This is a genomic window from Domibacillus robiginosus (assembly GCF_000966195.1).
GTDB classification, from domain to species: domain Bacteria; phylum Bacillota; class Bacilli; order Bacillales; family Domibacillaceae; genus Domibacillus; species Domibacillus robiginosus.
Genome location: NZ_LAHL01000007.1, coordinates 38347 through 54683, shown reverse-complemented (window position 1 = coordinate 54683; position 16337 = coordinate 38347). Strand labels below are relative to the sequence as shown.

General features: G+C 40.7%; 18 protein-coding genes and 1 pseudogene. 8 read left to right on the top strand and 11 right to left on the bottom strand.

Translation table 11 applies throughout. From position 1 onward, the window contains the following. Window positions 1-15: 15 nt before the first annotated feature. From VP97_RS04735 to VP97_RS04725, 3 genes are all read right to left on the bottom strand, one after another. Window positions 16-864 carry an aldo/keto reductase gene (locus VP97_RS04735; RefSeq protein ID WP_245629836.1) on the bottom strand — a complete coding sequence of 283 codons (849 nt, stop codon included), beginning with the start codon at window positions 862-864 and terminating at the stop codon, window positions 16-18. 237 nt (window positions 865-1101) lie between these two features. Continuing rightward, window positions 1102-1968 carry an aldo/keto reductase gene (locus tag VP97_RS04730; protein WP_050180541.1) on the bottom strand — a complete coding sequence of 289 codons (867 nt, stop codon included), beginning with the start codon at window positions 1966-1968 and terminating at the stop codon, window positions 1102-1104. Window positions 1969-2165: 197 nt separating this feature from the next. Continuing rightward, complete coding sequence (locus tag VP97_RS04725) at window positions 2166-3365, bottom strand: MFS transporter (RefSeq protein WP_050180540.1); 1200 nt, start codon at window positions 3363-3365, stop codon at window positions 2166-2168. 181 nt (window positions 3366-3546) lie between these two features. Between VP97_RS04725 and VP97_RS04720 the strand changes: the two genes are divergently transcribed. After that, window positions 3547-4455 carry a LysR family transcriptional regulator gene (locus VP97_RS04720; RefSeq protein WP_050180539.1) on the top strand — a complete coding sequence of 303 codons (909 nt, stop codon included), beginning with the start codon at window positions 3547-3549 and terminating at the stop codon, window positions 4453-4455. Window positions 4456-4930: 475 nt separating this feature from the next. On the opposite strand, the gene VP97_RS04715 is transcribed toward VP97_RS04720, so the two are convergent. Beyond that, complete coding sequence (locus tag VP97_RS04715; RefSeq protein ID WP_050180538.1) at window positions 4931-5830, bottom strand: AraC family transcriptional regulator; 900 nt, start codon at window positions 5828-5830, stop codon at window positions 4931-4933. 190 nt (window positions 5831-6020) lie between these two features. On the opposite strand from VP97_RS04715, the gene VP97_RS04710 reads away from it, so the two are divergent. Together VP97_RS04710 and VP97_RS04705 are read left to right on the top strand one after the other, a co-directional pair. Further along, a complete protein-coding gene (locus VP97_RS04710) occupies window positions 6021-7007 on the top strand; it encodes an aldo/keto reductase (protein WP_050180537.1) in 987 nt (328 codons plus the stop codon). Window positions 7008-7208: 201 nt separating this feature from the next. After that, the gene (locus VP97_RS04705) at window positions 7209-7481 is read left to right on the top strand and encodes a hypothetical protein (protein WP_050180536.1); all 273 of its coding nucleotides are present in this window, start codon (window positions 7209-7211) and stop codon (window positions 7479-7481) included. 190 nt (window positions 7482-7671) lie between these two features. Here VP97_RS04705 and VP97_RS04700 read toward each other — a convergent pair whose 3' ends face one another. Further along, a complete protein-coding gene (locus tag VP97_RS04700) occupies window positions 7672-8358 on the bottom strand; it encodes a DUF2711 family protein (protein WP_050180535.1) in 687 nt (228 codons plus the stop codon). Window positions 8359-8408: 50 nt separating this feature from the next. Continuing rightward, window positions 8409-8617, bottom strand: a pseudogene (locus VP97_RS24890) (aminoglycoside phosphotransferase); the annotation flags it as partial. Between the two features lie 233 nt (window positions 8618-8850). On the opposite strand from VP97_RS24890, the gene VP97_RS04690 reads away from it, so the two are divergent. The 5 genes from VP97_RS04690 to VP97_RS04680 all read left to right on the top strand — a co-directional run bounded on the left by VP97_RS04690 (window position 8851) and on the right by VP97_RS04680 (window position 12643). Continuing rightward, on the top strand, window positions 8851-9744 hold the full coding sequence (locus tag VP97_RS04690) for an oxidoreductase (RefSeq protein WP_245629835.1): 894 nt from the start codon (window positions 8851-8853) through the stop codon (window positions 9742-9744). A 321-nt stretch (window positions 9745-10065) separates the two neighbouring features. Continuing rightward, window positions 10066-10209, top strand: coding sequence for a hypothetical protein (locus VP97_RS23705; protein WP_156153416.1), 144 nt, complete (start codon window positions 10066-10068; stop codon window positions 10207-10209). Between the two features lie 534 nt (window positions 10210-10743). Further along, window positions 10744-10893, top strand: a complete 150-nt coding sequence (locus VP97_RS23160; protein ID WP_082220229.1) for a YjcZ family sporulation protein — start codon at window positions 10744-10746, stop codon at window positions 10891-10893. 392 nt (window positions 10894-11285) lie between these two features. Next, window positions 11286-11561 carry an LSm family protein gene (locus VP97_RS04685; protein WP_050180532.1) on the top strand — a complete coding sequence of 92 codons (276 nt, stop codon included), beginning with the start codon at window positions 11286-11288 and terminating at the stop codon, window positions 11559-11561. 293 nt (window positions 11562-11854) lie between these two features. Next, entirely contained in the window at window positions 11855-12643 is a 789-nt protein-coding gene (locus VP97_RS04680) for a hypothetical protein (RefSeq protein WP_050180531.1), read from the top strand. Between the two features lie 145 nt (window positions 12644-12788). Here VP97_RS04680 and VP97_RS04675 read toward each other — a convergent pair whose 3' ends face one another. The 5 genes from VP97_RS04675 to VP97_RS04665 form a co-directional block, all read right to left on the bottom strand. Then, the gene (locus VP97_RS04675) at window positions 12789-13106 is read right to left on the bottom strand and encodes a DUF2238 domain-containing protein (protein WP_050180530.1); all 318 of its coding nucleotides are present in this window, start codon (window positions 13104-13106) and stop codon (window positions 12789-12791) included. Window positions 13107-13197: 91 nt separating this feature from the next. Beyond that, the gene (locus tag VP97_RS23700; RefSeq protein ID WP_156153414.1) at window positions 13198-13353 is read right to left on the bottom strand and encodes a hypothetical protein; all 156 of its coding nucleotides are present in this window, start codon (window positions 13351-13353) and stop codon (window positions 13198-13200) included. 512 nt (window positions 13354-13865) lie between these two features. Then, window positions 13866-14030, bottom strand: coding sequence for a hypothetical protein (locus tag VP97_RS23695; protein ID WP_156153413.1), 165 nt, complete (start codon window positions 14028-14030; stop codon window positions 13866-13868). A 176-nt stretch (window positions 14031-14206) separates the two neighbouring features. Then, window positions 14207-14641, bottom strand: coding sequence for a hypothetical protein (locus VP97_RS04670; protein WP_050180529.1), 435 nt, complete (start codon window positions 14639-14641; stop codon window positions 14207-14209). Window positions 14642-14830: 189 nt separating this feature from the next. Beyond that, window positions 14831-15466 (bottom strand): recombinase family protein, encoded by a 636-nt coding sequence (locus tag VP97_RS04665; RefSeq protein WP_050180528.1) that lies wholly within the window; start codon window positions 15464-15466, stop codon window positions 14831-14833. Window positions 15467-16337 lie beyond the last annotated feature (871 nt).

Below are 16337 nucleotides of genomic sequence, written 5' to 3'. Positions count from 1 at the left end.
AATTTCTACATCTTCTTACCATAAAGCAAGCGGCTGTTTCATGCTTGGTTTTGGATAAATTGAATTCAATTGCTTCAAATCCTGCTGTGTTAATTGAATTTCAGCTGCTTTCACATTATTTATCACATGAGCGGTATTACTGGATTGCGGTATCGCAATGGTTTGACCATTTCGAATACACCAGGCCAGTAAAATTTGAAAACGATCGGAACGATGTTTTTCGGCAATTTCCTTTAACGCTTTTTGTTGCGTCAGGTTCGTGCCAAGTCTATCTCCCCGAGCAACTGGAGCATAGGCGATTAAGGGCATTTCAAGCTTGTTCATCATAGGAACTAAATCGAATTCAATCCCTCGATCTCCCAAATTGTAACGTACTTGATTGGCTGCGCATTTTATTCCATCAGGTACTTTCATTATTTTTTCCAGGTCATCAACATCTAAATTAGAAACACCCCATGATTTGATTTTCCCCTGACTTTTTCCTTTCTCCAGGGCTTCAATCGTTTCTTCAATAGGGATATTCCCTTTCCAATGAAGTAAGTATAGATCTATATAATCTGTATTCAACCTTTTTAAGCTATTTTCTAAACTAATCGGTAATTGCTTTTTTGAGGCATTTGAAGGGAGAACTTTTGAGATGAGAAATAATTCTTCCCGGTTATAAGGCTTCATAGCATGAGCAACTAACCTCTCTGCCCTTCCATCACCATACATTTCAGCCGTATCAATAACTTGAACCCCATGATCAAGACCCACTCTTATTGCTTCTGCTTCTTGTTCAAATTTATCTGCTTTGTCTCCCATATTCCAAGTGCCTAAACCTATGGGAAAAACGTTTCTTCCTGCAATTTTTACTGTATTCAATTTTTCACTCCTCATCTGAACATTTTGAAGCTGATTTCGAAATGATTTCCCCACAAAAGTGTATCAGCGGCCAGAAATAACTTTTGCTGACCGCTGAAATTTCTATCGTTTATGTCCATTCTTTTCATTCAAATGATAACCGCCATCTGACCTTCCCCTAAACATGCCATTTATTTTGCACATATATAATCTTTACTCTATAAATCTACTAAAATTAATGAGTTTTTCAGTAACCCATTATTTCAGCTTTCCACCAAATACAGGCATTATACTTGCTTCACCGTAATCTTTGATACGTTCAATATTTTCCAGGAACTTCATATCCTCTTCGGAAATAACGAAATCTACTTCTGCATTGCTTTTCATATGTTCCGGATTTGCCGTTTTAGGTAACGGAAGAAGACCAAGCTGCAAAGCATATCGAATACTTAATTGAGGTACTGAAACACCGTATTTTTCTGCGATTTCTACAACTCTTTGATTTTTCAACAATTCTCCATGGGCAATCGGTGAATAGGCCTCCACAAGAATGCCTTGTTCTTGAGTGTATTGAATCAATTCTATCGGTGTATTGCTTATATGCGCCAAAATCTGATTGACCATCGGTTTGACTATGCAATCACTCAAAATGTTATCCAGGTCCTCTTTTTGAAAATTAGATACACCTATGGCACGAAGCTTTCCTGCTTTGTACGCTTCCTCAAGAGCTCTCCATGCTTCACGGTTTCCTTCGAAATAACGATCTTCGTCACCGAAATGCTTCCATGGTTGTGGGCTGTGAATAATCATCATATCAATATAATCAAGTCCCATCGTCTTCAGTGATTGATCAATCGATGAAACAGCTTTTTCATATGACTTTATTTCTGCAGCAAGTTTTGTCGTTATAAACAAATCCTCTCTGTTCACACCACAGGCTCTAATCCCATCTCCAACACCACTTTCATTAGCATATGCCTGTGCTGTATCAATATGGCGGTACCCGATTTTCACAGCCTCTACCACTGCCTGTACGACATCGCCATTATCGATCATCCATGTTCCAAGACCTAATGCAGGAATCTCAATTCCATTAGATAGACGATAATTTTCTTTTAAAATCATAGGTAACAGCTCCTTTATTTATTGGTTGATTGTATCTTTAAAACACGTACTATAGGATAGCGTAGTACCTAGAGTTAACTTTAAGTCAAGAACTTTTCCTAAAATCTATAACATCTGGTGGACAGTCCACTGGGAGGGTCTGCCCTCTATAGTTGAAAACATAGTTGGAAGCAGGATAACCGTCCCTGTGCTTCTGATTAATTAGAGGCAGAAGCTCTCTCTCTATGCTTTTTCGCTTGTCTTGAAGCGTTAAACATATTGTTTCTTAGCAGGATAACAGCGAGGCTTAGGATTACGGATAGAATTCCTACAAATACGACGTATGATGTGCCCATTTGTGCTATCAATAACCCGCCTGCAGCTGAGCCAGCTGTTGTTCCTACGTTACATGCTGATATAAATAACCCATTGGCGAAATCAGGCGCTTCTGGAGCTGAAGATGAAATCAAGTATTGATTAATATTGGCCATGATTCCTCCAGCCAGCAGTCCCCAGAGGAAAGTGATGATGACCACAGGTACGGCAAGCTCTCCAGTAAAGAATAAAAAAATGTAAACGACACTCAATAACAAAGGAAAAATGAAGATGGACTTAATAGGACTAGTAGTGAGTACCCTCCCTGCAACGATGTTCCCAATAATATTAGCTCCACCGAAAACGAATAACGTTAAACTGATGGTATTCGGAGACATTTGGGTAACCGTTTCCAGGTGTTCAGCAATATAACTATATACTCCGAATACAGAGGCATTTAATAAGATGACAGCTACGATAGAAACCCATATAATAGGTTTTTTTAGAACAGCAAGTTGTTCACCGTAAGATTGTTTTTCTTCAACGGGCATAGATGGCACAAAAATCAATGTAGCGACCAATACAAATACATTTACAACAGCAAAGAACGCCATCGCCATTTCATACGAAAGGGCACTATCAATAAAACTTGCGATCGGTACGCCGGCTACCATACCGGCAGATACTCCGATAAATACTTTAGAAACAGCTTTGGGAGCTTCTTCAGGTTTTACTGAGGAAGCAGCTACAGTAAAGGCCATGGAACAATAAACCGGATGGAAAAGAGCTAGCACGATACGAATGATTAATAAAAGGGTAAAGTTCGTAACAAATACGGATGCGATGTTTCCCACAACGAATACAGTTAATACAAGTAACATGACCTTCTTACGATTGATTCCGGAAAACAATAACGGCATCGTTGGTCCGGATACCGCAATAGCAAGAGCAAAAAGACTCACCGTCAATCCTGCTTGAGATATACTGACATTAAAGTGATCAGCAATGGAAGGCAATAACCCAATAACCCCCATCTCCGTATTTAAAATGCCAAAAACACCCACTGTTAAAATGAAAATCAACAACTTATTTTGTTTAGCCAAAATAAAAACAACTCCTATCTCAAAAAAAGTGTCCCTAACACTTTGGGAACTGTTTACTTGCTCGTTATTTATTTTAACTACACTCTCCTCTTATAACAAATACTCATTTCATATATCAAGATATGCTTTATAAGCATATCAATAACGTATATACTAAAGCATGATGAAGGAGGAATATTGGATGGAATTTAGAGTTTTGCGCTATTTTCTTACTGTTGCAAGAGAAGGAAGCATAACAGCGGCAGCTGATTTTTTGCATGTTACACAGCCAACCTTGTCAAGACAATTAAAAGATCTTGAACAAGAGTTAGGGAAAAAACTGTTTATTCGCCGTAGTCACAGTGTCATTCTCACAGATGAAGGAATGCTCCTGCGAAAAAGAGCAGAAGAAATCATTGATATGGTCGATAAATTGAAGGCAGAATTTAGTTCTATGGAAGAAACCATCAGTGGTGATGTTTACATAGGTAGCGGGGAAACAGAAGCCATGAAACAGATTGCACGAGCAGCAAAGGATTTACAAGTACGTTATCCAAATATACGGTATCACCTCTACAGTGGAAACGAAGACGATGTAACGGAACGGCTTGACAAGGGATTGCTCGACTTTTGTATTTTAATTGAACCAGCCGATTTATCAAAATACAATTATATCAATATGCCAGCTAAAGATGTCTGGGGCGTTGTGATGAGAAAAGATAGTCCTCTTGCTTCCAAAGATACCATTCAAGCAGTTGATTTATTACATGTTCCGCTAATCTTTTCACGACAGGCTATGCAGCAAACATTGTCTAAAAATGAATTTGTGGATTGGTTTGGTGAAGATTTTGTTAAATTAAACGTCGTGACTACATACAATCTTCTATACAATGCGGCTATTATGGTTGAAGAGGGCATCGGTTATGCCGTCACTATTGATAAACTAGTGAATACGTCTAACGACAGTAACCTTTGTTTTAAGCCGCTAGAGCCAAGACTTGAAGCTGGCTTAAATATTGTTTGGAAAAAACATCAGGTCTTTTCCGCTGCAGCTGATTTGTTTTTAAAAGAAATTCAGTCGAAATTTACAAATTCCTTGTCAGATGTATAGGAAAAGCTTGAAATGTATGATGGATTATTTTTTTAATCAATTCCTCAAAGAAGCCGCGAGAAATTACCTGCAATATTGTTCGACACATCAATGCGTCCAAATCAGGCTATGGCCAATTTGACGTCAGCTTCGGCTTCTGTTTGGTCTGCAATAACCATTTTCAAGATCAACAGATCGAATTTCCATTAAATAAAGAGGCACGCGGTTTAGGCGTGCCTCTTTATAGATTGCCAGGAATACTTGTTATTCACTCCCCCCTCGTGCTCATGGCGATGACAAACCGATACCAAACATCTAAAAAGCACTCTCCACAGGGGTCAACCATACCCTCTCCCCCTACTCGGTCGATTACATGAACTAATGTAGCTGTTCGTTTACATATCGTTATTCTTACTTTATATTTTAGCGAGATAATAAGAGACCATATTCCTGATTAGTGCAGCTTCCAATGATTTGACCCCGTTGAGCAGGAGATTCAAGTGCTAATTTTTTCTCTCAGTCGCTTTATATCTTCTCTAGGTGGAACACCGAACATACGGGAATATTCACGGCTGAACTGCGATTGGCTTTCGTAGCCTACTCGGAATGCAATATCAGCAATATCTGTTGTCTCGCCTACTAATAAGCGCCTGGCCTCCTGTAATCTTAGTTGCTTTTGAAACTGAACCGGACTCATAGCCGTTACCTCTTTAAAATGCCGATGAAGCGACGCCACACTCATATTAGCTAAGTTCGCAAGCTCTTCAATTTTAAAGGACTCATTATAATGGCTGATTATATGTTCAATAATGTTTTTGATTCGAGCGGCATTACTGCCTTCTAACGCCATTTGTTCCAGCGCTTCTCCCTTGGCTCCTTGTAGAACCCAATAAAGAATTTCCTTCGTGAATAAAGGAGCAAGTACCGGGATATGTTTTGGATCGTCCAGCAAACGAGCTAGCCTGATTACTGCATCCAACAGAGAGAGCTCTACTTTGTCGACAAACATAGCTCGTTTCGTGTTCCTTTTCAGTTCATTTCGGAATTCAGTCCTTCTTACAATCTCCAGGATTTGACTCGGTGTGAACTCAATTTTCAGAGCCAAATAGGGAACGTCTGAAGTGGCTTCCATAACTTGCCCGGTAACCGGCAGGTCAACGGATGCGACGATATAATTGGCAGGACCGTACCGAAAGCGTTCCTTCCCCAGCAATACTTCTTTTTCCCCCTGGACGATTATGCAAAAGGATGGTTCATTCACTCTAGAAATGGGTTCTGTCATAATCGATTCGCGGATAAGAAATAGGGATGGAATAGGAGTCGGATGAACACCATCCTGCCCGGTATAACGCTCGATGATATCGGCAAGTTCCTGCTGCTTGTTTCCCTCAAACATATCTGATTCTCCTTACTTCTTTCTCTTTGATAGTGTTATTTTATCGCAGTTTTTTCTATCGTGTATATTACTTTGATAGGATTGAGCAAAAACTTGAGACGAACGGGATAAAGGTTTCATTCTTAGTTGTTGTAAAATAATAAATAACTGAAATGGCCATGATGAATAAATATAAGAGAGGGAGAATCAAATGAAATACATAAAACTTGGAAATACCGGATTGGATGTATCCAGGCTTTGTCTTGGCGGTATGAGCTTCGGTGATGCAAAGCGATGGATCCACCAATGGGTACTTGATGAAGAACAAAGTCGTCCTATTATTAAAAAAGCACTTGAACTAGGGATCAACTTTTTTGATACAGCGAATTCATATTCAGGAGGAACAAGTGAAGAAATTCTGGGACGGGCTTTGAACGATTATGCCAATAGAGATGAAGTTGTCATCGCTACAAAGGTGTTTTTCCCAATGCATGATGGTCCAAATAGTGGCGGACTTTCTCGAAAGGCCATCATGAGTGAAATAGATAACAGCTTAAAAAGGCTTGGAACAGACTATGTAGACCTGTATATGATTCATCGCTGGGACTACAATACGCCAATTGAAGAAACAATGGAAGCATTGCATGATGTCGTGAAGTCTGGAAAGGCCAGATACATTGGTGCTTCTTCCATGATGGCGTGGCAGTTTTTGAAGGCGAACCAGGTGGCAGAGAGGAATGGGTGGACCAGGTTTGTATCCATGCAAAATCATTACAATCTCTTATACCGAGAGGAAGAGCGGGAAATGATTCCTCTTTGCAAGGAAGAAAAAATCGGGGTCATCCCTTATAGCCCGCTTGCATCAGGAAGGCTGACCCGCGATTGGTCGGAAACGACATTTCGTTCTGAAACTGACCAGGTTCAGAGGGCTAAATATGATGCGACTGCCGATGCAGATCGCTTCGTTGTAGAGCAGGTTGCAGCAATTGCAGAAAAACATGGGGTTCCCCGTGCTCAAATTGCACTTGCTTGGCTGCTTCAAAAAGAACCGGTAACATCTCCTATTATTGGGGCGACGAAAACATCTCATCTTGAAAATGCTGCAGCCGCTCTATCAATTGAATTAACCCCTGAAGAAGTGGCATTGTTAGAAGAACCCTATGTGCCGCATCCAATAAGTGGTTTTGGCTTGAAGTGATTTCGGTAACAATGGAACATCTTATATGAAAATATAAATGATAAAACGAAAGCCAATTTTTCTAAGCAGGAAGATTGGCTTTTTTAACAGAACCTATATAAGTTGAAGGATTGATTTTACATACTGCTTCTCAGAAAAAGCGTAGGAGAACAATACTTAGCACAGGTAAGTGAAGCGGCATTCGCGGGGGCTGCGCGTTCCATGGGGCAGGCGCTGAGCTCGTTTCCGCCTGCCGCATTTGTGAGGAGGAAAAACAGTAAGACTTGTTATTATTCTCCTATCAAAAGAAATGAAGCGCCAATATTTATTCATAGTCGCTTCTTTTCTAAAAAAGCGGGCGGAGGGCTGTCGGCGAAGACTACCGCAGGACGAGCAGACAGGCTGAAACAGACAGCAAAAAGTAATGGTGGTTCAGCGTTCGCCCCTACTGTTAGTGCAGCCGCCAGCCCGCAGCCCATTATGATGCTTATTTAAAAGCATTCTTACAGGATATCAAATGGTCCATGTAAAAAGTTTAATTCAACTTATATAGTTGAAAAATAGTATTTTATTGTCTGGAAGAGTCTAACCTTACTCAACAATATGGATCAGCTGTTGAATGATAATGAAAGAACCCGACTATATCTATGGCAGCAGGTATTGGACTTTGTTAAAGCCAAATACATTATTCTTTTGGTAAAAACCAGGCAGGCATCGTTTCACTATCACAAATAACTGCTTCCCATCTTTTTTCCTTAATAAGTGTGTGAATGTTTTCTTCTTTAGATAAAAATAACGTTGTATACGCATCATATTCACTGATGAAAGCAAATTCTTTCTTTTCGTCTACAAGCAATATTTCACATAGTGTCAGACCAGGTATTTCCGCCGGCGACACTTTCTTGATGTTCATTTTTTCTGTTTTTTCTTCAATGGGGTCTGTATAGAAGAAAAATTCCGCTCCTTTTGAAGCAAGTACCTTTAAGATATCCTCTATTAAAAAAATGGATATCTTATCTTCCATTGGACAATAAAGATCCTGCTGAAAGATCGCCTCTAGTTTTTTAGCTAAAATGGGTTTTGCATACTTCTTATGAAGCCAGCCATCCGATAAAGCAAGAGCCACTTCTTCAAATGATGCTAAGCCGGTCCGCTGCATAATGCTTTTCCATGACACTGGGTTCCCTAACTGTATGATTTCTTCATCATCCGGATACATATGGTGAGATGGGTGTTTTCGCTTTTCCTGTTCCCAGCCTGCAGGCATCTGAACAAATGGATGAAGCAGAAAAGCAGCCGAAACAAACGGTGAAGGTAGCTGCTTTAAAACTGGAGTATCGAAATCTAAATGGATATAGTCTAACAAAGTCATTTTTTGCTCCTTTCCCCCAACAGCTTTTTGCCGAGTAAATAGTTTCAGGCGCTTACCCAATCATGATAGAGACGAAGCATTTTCGCAAGTTCCTGTAAGGTATCATCTGACCATATCTACTTTTTAAAGGATTGATACCAACTTCTCCTTCGATGAATGATAGAATTTCTCTTCGTTTTTTATCAATACCAGGATAGTTAGGGGCAAAATGTTATCCTTTGTTATCGAGCTGTTTGGATAGTGCATGAATTCTTTTACTATTTTACTTTCATTTCTGTTTGATCTAACCTGTATCAAAATGTTCAAATAGTCTTTTTTTATTCTTCCTGTGAAAATGAAATTCCTTTTTAAACTAGCCCGCTCCCCTCCCATTTTCCTGAATAGTATATTTTCTTTGCTTTCTTTACTGTTCATAGGTATCATTTTTCCCGTATAGGGTCCGATTTTTATTGGATTCATAGCGACTGATCCTACGTTAATGGGGGAATGGATTTGGCACAACAAGCGGTGAAAAATAAGAATGTGATTATTACCGGCGCAAACAGCGGAATCGGCTACGAGGCTGCTAAAGTTCTGGCAAAGCAGGGTGCCCGTGTGGTGCTTGCGGTCCGGAACGAGGAAAAAGGCCAAGAAGCGGCACAAAATATCGAGAAAGAATCCAAGGAAGCAAAGGTTTCGGTTATGAAGCTGGATCTGGCGGACCTTGCCAGCGTAAAGGAATTTGCTGATGCATACAAAGAGCGCTTCGATGGGCTCGACATCCTGATTAACAATGCAGGCGTGATGATTCCTCCCTATCAGAAAACGAAAGACGGGTTCGAATTGCAATTTGGCGGAAACCATCTGGGTCACTTTGCCCTGACCGGCCATTTGCTGCCGCTGCTAAAGAAAACGCCTTCTGCTCGTGTGGTTACCCTGAGCAGCATCGCACACAGAAAAGCGTCCATTTACTTTGATAATCTGGATGGCTCGAAAGGCTATAAAGCGATGAAGTTCTACAGACAAAGCAAGCTCGCGAATCTTCTGTTCGCGCGTGAGCTCGACAACAGGCTGAAACGGGCCCAAGTAAATGCCATGAGTATAGCTTGTCACCCGGGAATTAGTGCGACGAACCTCTTCAAGGCCGGAGGGAAACGCATGCAGCCGGTCGTAAACTTCCTGCTCCATCAGTTTTTTCAGACGCCGGAGATGGGCGCCCTGCCTACCCTCTACGCTGCGACCGAAGCAACATTAAAAGGCGGAGAATATATTGGGCCGGATGGAAGAGGAAACCACAGAGGACTTCCTGCTCTCGAAGTGCCTGCTAAAGGAGTTTATAACGAAACGACAATGAAGAAGTTGTGGGATGTGTCCGAAGAACTGACAGGGGTCGTGTACGATTTGTAAGGTTCTGAACAGATATCCTCCACAAAAAGGACTCGGCTGAGTCCTTTTTTAGTGTCCGCTATACAAAAGCGGCCGATGGAGCCGGGCGAAAGCCTGATGGAGAATCATGATATTATGGGCGTGGTGACGAATGAAAAGAAATGTAAAAAATATATATAAACGAACGCCTGCAAGGAATTCAGATGGGTCACAATCTTCATCCTTCTATGCGAAACAGGGATGCTCCTAACGATCATGCCTGCCTCGAGCACACGGAAAAACGTGATCGAGACATTGCAGCGCTCACCGGTCACGACTACAAGAAAGATCGGAGTGAAGCGAGTGAAGAAAAGGAAAAAAGTAAAGGAAATGCTGTCATCCGAAAAAGCACATGTAATTTATATGACCACTATTTCAGTTATTATGGTTATCATCATTGTGTATCAGCTTAAAATTGGCGGAACATCTCCGGTGAATACGAAATAACATGCCGAATGATGCTGGAATAGTCATTTTTGTATTTTCGCCCTGTCCTCTCATTGATTAAGCCACTCGAAATGCAGGTTAGCGTGTGGCCTGACTAGCCTGACTGCCCCATAAAAAAGGACTGCAATGGATGCCCATTGCAGTCTGAACAGGGATAGAAATGTCTTTCTTAGTTTATGCCGTATCAGCAATATAGCAGCGGCGTATGCCTCAGTGATTATAGAAATCGAACGTTTTCAGTATCCCGGTTTTTTCAGGCACAACCATCTCATGGCCATCCAGCCCGTTCTTTTCATTGCGAAAATGGGCTGGATCCGACACTTTTTTCAATGTCGATTCGCCGAATACATGGTACCAATAAAACGAGTGAATGTCTGATTTTCTTTTACAAAAAACGATCAATAGGGCAAATGCTTAAGCCGAGGCGGCTCTCTGTTCATATCCTATAGTATAGATTCAATGATTATAAATTAATTCAGAGAAATTAATTTATATAGTTGCTTCGCTACTCTTCTATAAAGGAGGTGGAGGGATATGGGTTTCTTCGGAGGTTACGGCGGCGGCTGCTGTTATGGAGGCGGCTACGGCGGTGGCTACGGCGGCGGTTACGGCTACGGCTTCGCCTTGATTGTAGTGTTGTTCATTCTTTTAATCATCGTTGGTGCTTCATTCCGTAAATGCTAGTTTAAATGATACGGCGCCATTCCTGCGATTCTCCCTTGTGTTCACAATCGCTTCGTAATGGCGCTTCTGTCAGATAGAAATGGTCTCTGACATCGCGTCCATTATTTGGACAAACGTGGTATATCTCTATCGAGGCAGTCAAGAAGGAACCGTGGTTTGTCTGCCATCTCCTGATTGTTACATATCGACCAGCCCTTTGCCGTGGAATTTTCCGCGGTTTTTTTTATGTGCTTTTGTGTCTTATCCGCAAACGAATGGTAAAACCGACGGCACTGCGGATGGCTCCATTTCTAAAACTATAAATCATATAAAAACAATGTAACTCTAGGTCATTATGGTTACAAGCTCGAACACTACTTCATAAGCTAGTAAAGAAAGGAGTGATGAAAAAAATGTCTTCCTCTTCACCAGAAGATCAAGATAGGAAGCAGCAGAAGGAGCGATGTGACTGCTGCTGCATCACGGGAATCGAAAGAGAATTAAAAAAACTAGAAAGTCAGGTTATTACGGTCGTTACGAAAAACGACATTGAATTCACCGGCAGATTAATCAGAGTGGATTCCTATATCCTCGTACTCAGGGATATAGATGAGCCTATTCCTACCTTCACTTATGTTTCATTGTGTGAAGTGAGTGCGTTCCTCTTTATAACACCGCCTGCTTCCTAATGCAGCAGGTTGAGGGCGGATGAATAGGTTTTGACTTCTTCTCCTTTCTCCAATTTATACAAATAGAGCCATCAGTTTTTCAGCCCAAGCCGTCTTCTTGTTAGCAGCCTCTGAGCCAGGCACTGCGATCCATACATCGTGCCGGAAGCCCGAACGTTCACATTCACAAGTATGTTTATGGAGCTTGACCGCGACAGGTAAGAGAATTGTTAATAAAGGTTTTTTAAGGATATAGCACATAAATATTTGAGACTGGGCTGCGGCCAGTCTTTTTAAAATGAGGGAGAATAAAATTGAATAAATTAAAAGATTTCGCTCTATCAGGATTTGCTGCGTTATTTTTAATTCTCGCCATCGTATCTCCTATACTGGGTTATTTTACAGTTAAAGTTTTTCATATTGATATGAGCGGCATGGGGGTATACGGAGATTTTTGGGGTGGAAGTATTGTTCCTTTTCTTACTTTTGCAACAGTTCTATATGTAATTAAGTCTAATAGATTAATTCAGAAACAAATAGATACTCAGAATAAAGAAGGGGAATTTTCAAGGTTCGAGAATACTTTTTTTCACCTGGGAAATGATTTAGCAAGCACCGAAAGCTTAATGACCACTTATATTTTTTTCGATTCCTTTCTTCAAAATGCACTCACAAATAATTCTTCTTATAAAAAATCCATCGATAGCATTCCATTTAGTATAGATACAGAAGAATGGCATCGCAAATTTTTTGAAATTCATTATCTTGCTCTCGAAACGGCTTATGTTGATTATGTATATAAGGAGAGGAATGTTTCTAGAGAATTTCATAAAGTGATGGACGATATTTACCTCCTATTTGAGCTTATTTTTTTAAAACGGGATATATTAGATGAAAAGGAGCTTGATTTTCATATTAAGTATGTTTTAAGAGTTAGCGGAAAAGAATCGTTTATCCTATTCTTATACACTGTTATCCTTACACAAAAAGGAGGATATAAAGAGGTTTTAATTTCTCTAAAAATTTTAGATTATATTTCTGAACATGATCTATTTACTCCAACAGACTACAGGCTATTTCAAGAAATTATTTACAGAAGGTAGCGCTTCTCCTGTCACTGTTTGCTGAATGAAAACAAAATGAATACCCCAATTTTAAAACCGGGGCTTTTTATCATGCCCTGCTATACGAGTTAATTCCTGATTTATAGCCGTATTCCGTTTCAATAAACGTCCGCACCTGGCATTGTCAATACCAAATGCTGAGTTTTCCGCTTTTCATTAGATCATTTCTAAGCCCTGCATAACTGGCTATGACCAGTGCTCCTGCCAAACCCGCTATCAAATCCGTCATCGTATCCTTATGGCTTTCACCGGCAACTTTCCCGGCAAACTCAGCGCTTTCCCACAGAATACTGATCATCACTGCAAATGACAAAACAAACAAAAAGATCATCCATCGCGAGACGCCTCTTGTAACCTCTTTGGCAAAAGAAAATTGTAAATAGCTATACCAATAAAGCCCGAAAAAGCACTCCCAAAGAAATGAAGCATTGTATCCCACCATGAAAACCGATCATAAAACTTCAAGACAGCTCCTAAAAAAAGCGTAAAAAATAGCAGCTGATAATCGAAGGCAAGTGAAAAGGAGTCTTTTTTTAAAATAAAAGGAAAATGGGCAGTGTACCGCAGAAAATCGTGCCCAGTCCAGCGGGCCAGGTAGAGAAATTTCCATTTAACATATCTCGAATAACAACCACTGTCACCATGACCGCAAATGTGATACTTAAAAACAAAATAACTTTCTTTTTCAAGCCATCACCATCTAAAGAGCTTTTCTTAGTATGTTCCCTAAAGCGGGTTTCAACTCAATGATTAAAGAAGCTGCCCTTTTATGCAATTTTTCAGCGTAATACAGTAACTCTGAAATCAAAAACAAATCCAAAGCGACGTTCAGTTATGGAATGACGCTATTCTTTTGTGTGATCACCCTTTATAATCTAACAACCCTCACTGTATATTTAAGTTGAATTCTGCACATTGTTAGCTATGTTTTAGGACGAGGTTCCTTTGACTGTGAATGGCTGCTGTTCACCATTAAAGAACCAAATATTAATAGCAGCTTGCTTTTGATGGCGGAGGCAGAGATTGATATGGCTGCCATGATGAAACAATGTGTATACGCACGTTACAGAAAAAATGAAAAAGAATGCTGCCGAAAAAATGAAAAATCAATTCAGCAGCATCCTCAAACTCGCAAGAAATGTGATTTTTTTCAGAAAACAGCCAAGTGAAAAGCCCCGTAAACATTGGTGTTTCAACGTTTCTAGTCTAAAGTTACTTTATGGATGGTATAGTGCCCTACACCGGATTGGTTATCCAGCCTGTCCATTGCTGCTTCTTTCGCTCTGGCTGCGGTTTCTTCTGTGACCTCAATGGTTTTTAAATTTGCTGGTATTTTTTCGTAGTATTGAACCTTATAATTCGGCATTTTTCCGCCTCCTTTTTAAGGATATTACCACAACCAGTCACAACGAAACATTCCGGTATACCACGCTATGTAAACCTTCGAGCCTCTTAATTTGTGTGACAGTCTCTCCTAGTACGTGCAAATTCCAGATACCTGCTGAAAAGCCACCGGCTATTCAAGCGGTGGCTGCCCTGTTACTATTGGTCCGATGCTAAAAGCGAATCGTTGAATGTATAACCGAGATCTTTACTGTCGCTCCCATAGACACGAACGTTATTCAAGTCGATAAAAGCACGATATTCCGCGTGATAGTAATAATGATTAACTACCATTGAGCCAAGTTGATTCACAGCCAATTGACGCATTTCCTTATCGTCTGTTGACGCTATCGTCGAATAGATCTTTGCGACATGCTGGTTCGGCACAATTTCAACCCGGTCAAATAGGGCAATGCCATCGTTGCTTGCAAAATTTGACCGCAATGTTTGAGTAAATTTCTCCGACAAAACTTCGTCTACCGTACCGGGATGCTCCTGCGCCGGCTCTTTCGCAGATACAAACACGAGCAACGCTGTGGTCAAACTGAATACAATAAGCGCAGCGACCATTTTACCTTTTTCTGCTTTTCTCACGTTCATCGTCTCCCTATTTTGTTTAGATAAGTGTAGACAAGCATTATCAAATTCATACATGGGAAGGTATTTCATTTCATTATTCCACCAAAAAAGTCAAAGAGTTTTTGTAGCGCGTAAACTCCGCGCAGCAAATGCGGCATATTCAGAGGGGGTACTCGGGGGATCGGCGCTAATAAAAAACAACGGTTACTCTTCTGCCGATGCTTCTCTTTCTTCGTACTGTCTTACAAGCCGGTAAAACTTCGTCTTTTTTACATCAAGCAAACGCATAAACTCGGTAGCCTTTACCTGGCCGTCCTTCCAGCGCGGATACACGTCCGTCCATATCTTATGCTGTTCGTCCGTTAATTCCTCAACAGGACGACCGAGGTGCTTGCCTGCTTTTTTCTCATAATCAACGCCTTCACGCTGGTGCTGCCGTATCTTCTTCCGTTCCTGCTCGGCTATATACGCCAGAAGTGATAGAAATTGGTTTTCCATCAGCTTGCCCGCCTCGCCCATTTCACGGAATTTACGGCTGTCAAATAACACTTCGTTTTCAAGCACGATAATATCTGCGCCTATTTCACGAGTAATGTAACGCCATTCATCAATAACGGCATCATAGTTACGGCCCAGGTGATCCAGTGTGTCAATGTAGACGAGGTCGCTTTCCTGTAACGCACGGCGCAGCACTGCGTATTCCGGACGATTGGAGTCCTTTCCGCCGGCCTTATCGATGTATAGATTGCGTTCTTTCACGCCTCTTGCGTACATCTTATCGAGCTGGCGATCCTCGTATTGATCCATTGACTTCACCCGCACGTAACCGAATACCGTCATTGTGATCGCTCCTTTTCTTATCGTTAACGTACGTATATTAAAAACGTTCCATAAGTTCAGGGGTAATAAAAGAACGTTCCATTCTTCATTTCAGAACGATAGAATGGTGGTGTGAACACTACATCAGCCATTTTCGATTGTTCGGACATATTATCTTTTAAAAAACTCATTGGCGACGTTTTCACGAACGTTCTCCTTATAGTCGCTAAAATCAGGAAATCCCGGACCCCCCGAGTTTTCCAAAGGTCTCTGTTTTGCGGGCATTCAGCCGGTAAAAGGCACACTGATGCACAGCGATTTATGACTCAACCGGAAGACAGAAAGCCCATTGTTTCGCTGGCTATGCGTTTGGATGTGTTTCAAAAACCGCACTTTAGGAACCCGGTGCAGGTAAAACGTATAAGAAATTGTATGTCATTCCCGCGAAAACTTTCGTAAAAGTGCCATTTTGCAAGCCGCCCTTTACAATCCTATATTTAGCAATTGAGAAATGCTGTTTATAGCAGTACATTTTCGGTTTATTAATAATGTTGGATATTAAACAAAAGCACTCGTTAGCTTCATAAACAAACCCATTCACTTATCATTTTTAATTACATAAGATGTTATTTCTTTGATCGTTTTTTTCCCTGCACTAACGAAATGACACACGTTGCAGAATGAATATATACTGTTGTCTTCTAACTTTACAGTACCATTAACGGCTCCTGTATTACCGTGTGTAATGATATTAAGTATTTCTACTTCAGCTATTCCCAAAGTAATTTTATTTTCTAATGCATGAACAACTTTTTCTCTACCTTGAAAAGTGGCATCACCTATTAAATTCCAGTCAACATTTTTTGTAGTAAACTCAGTTATAAAGGCAATA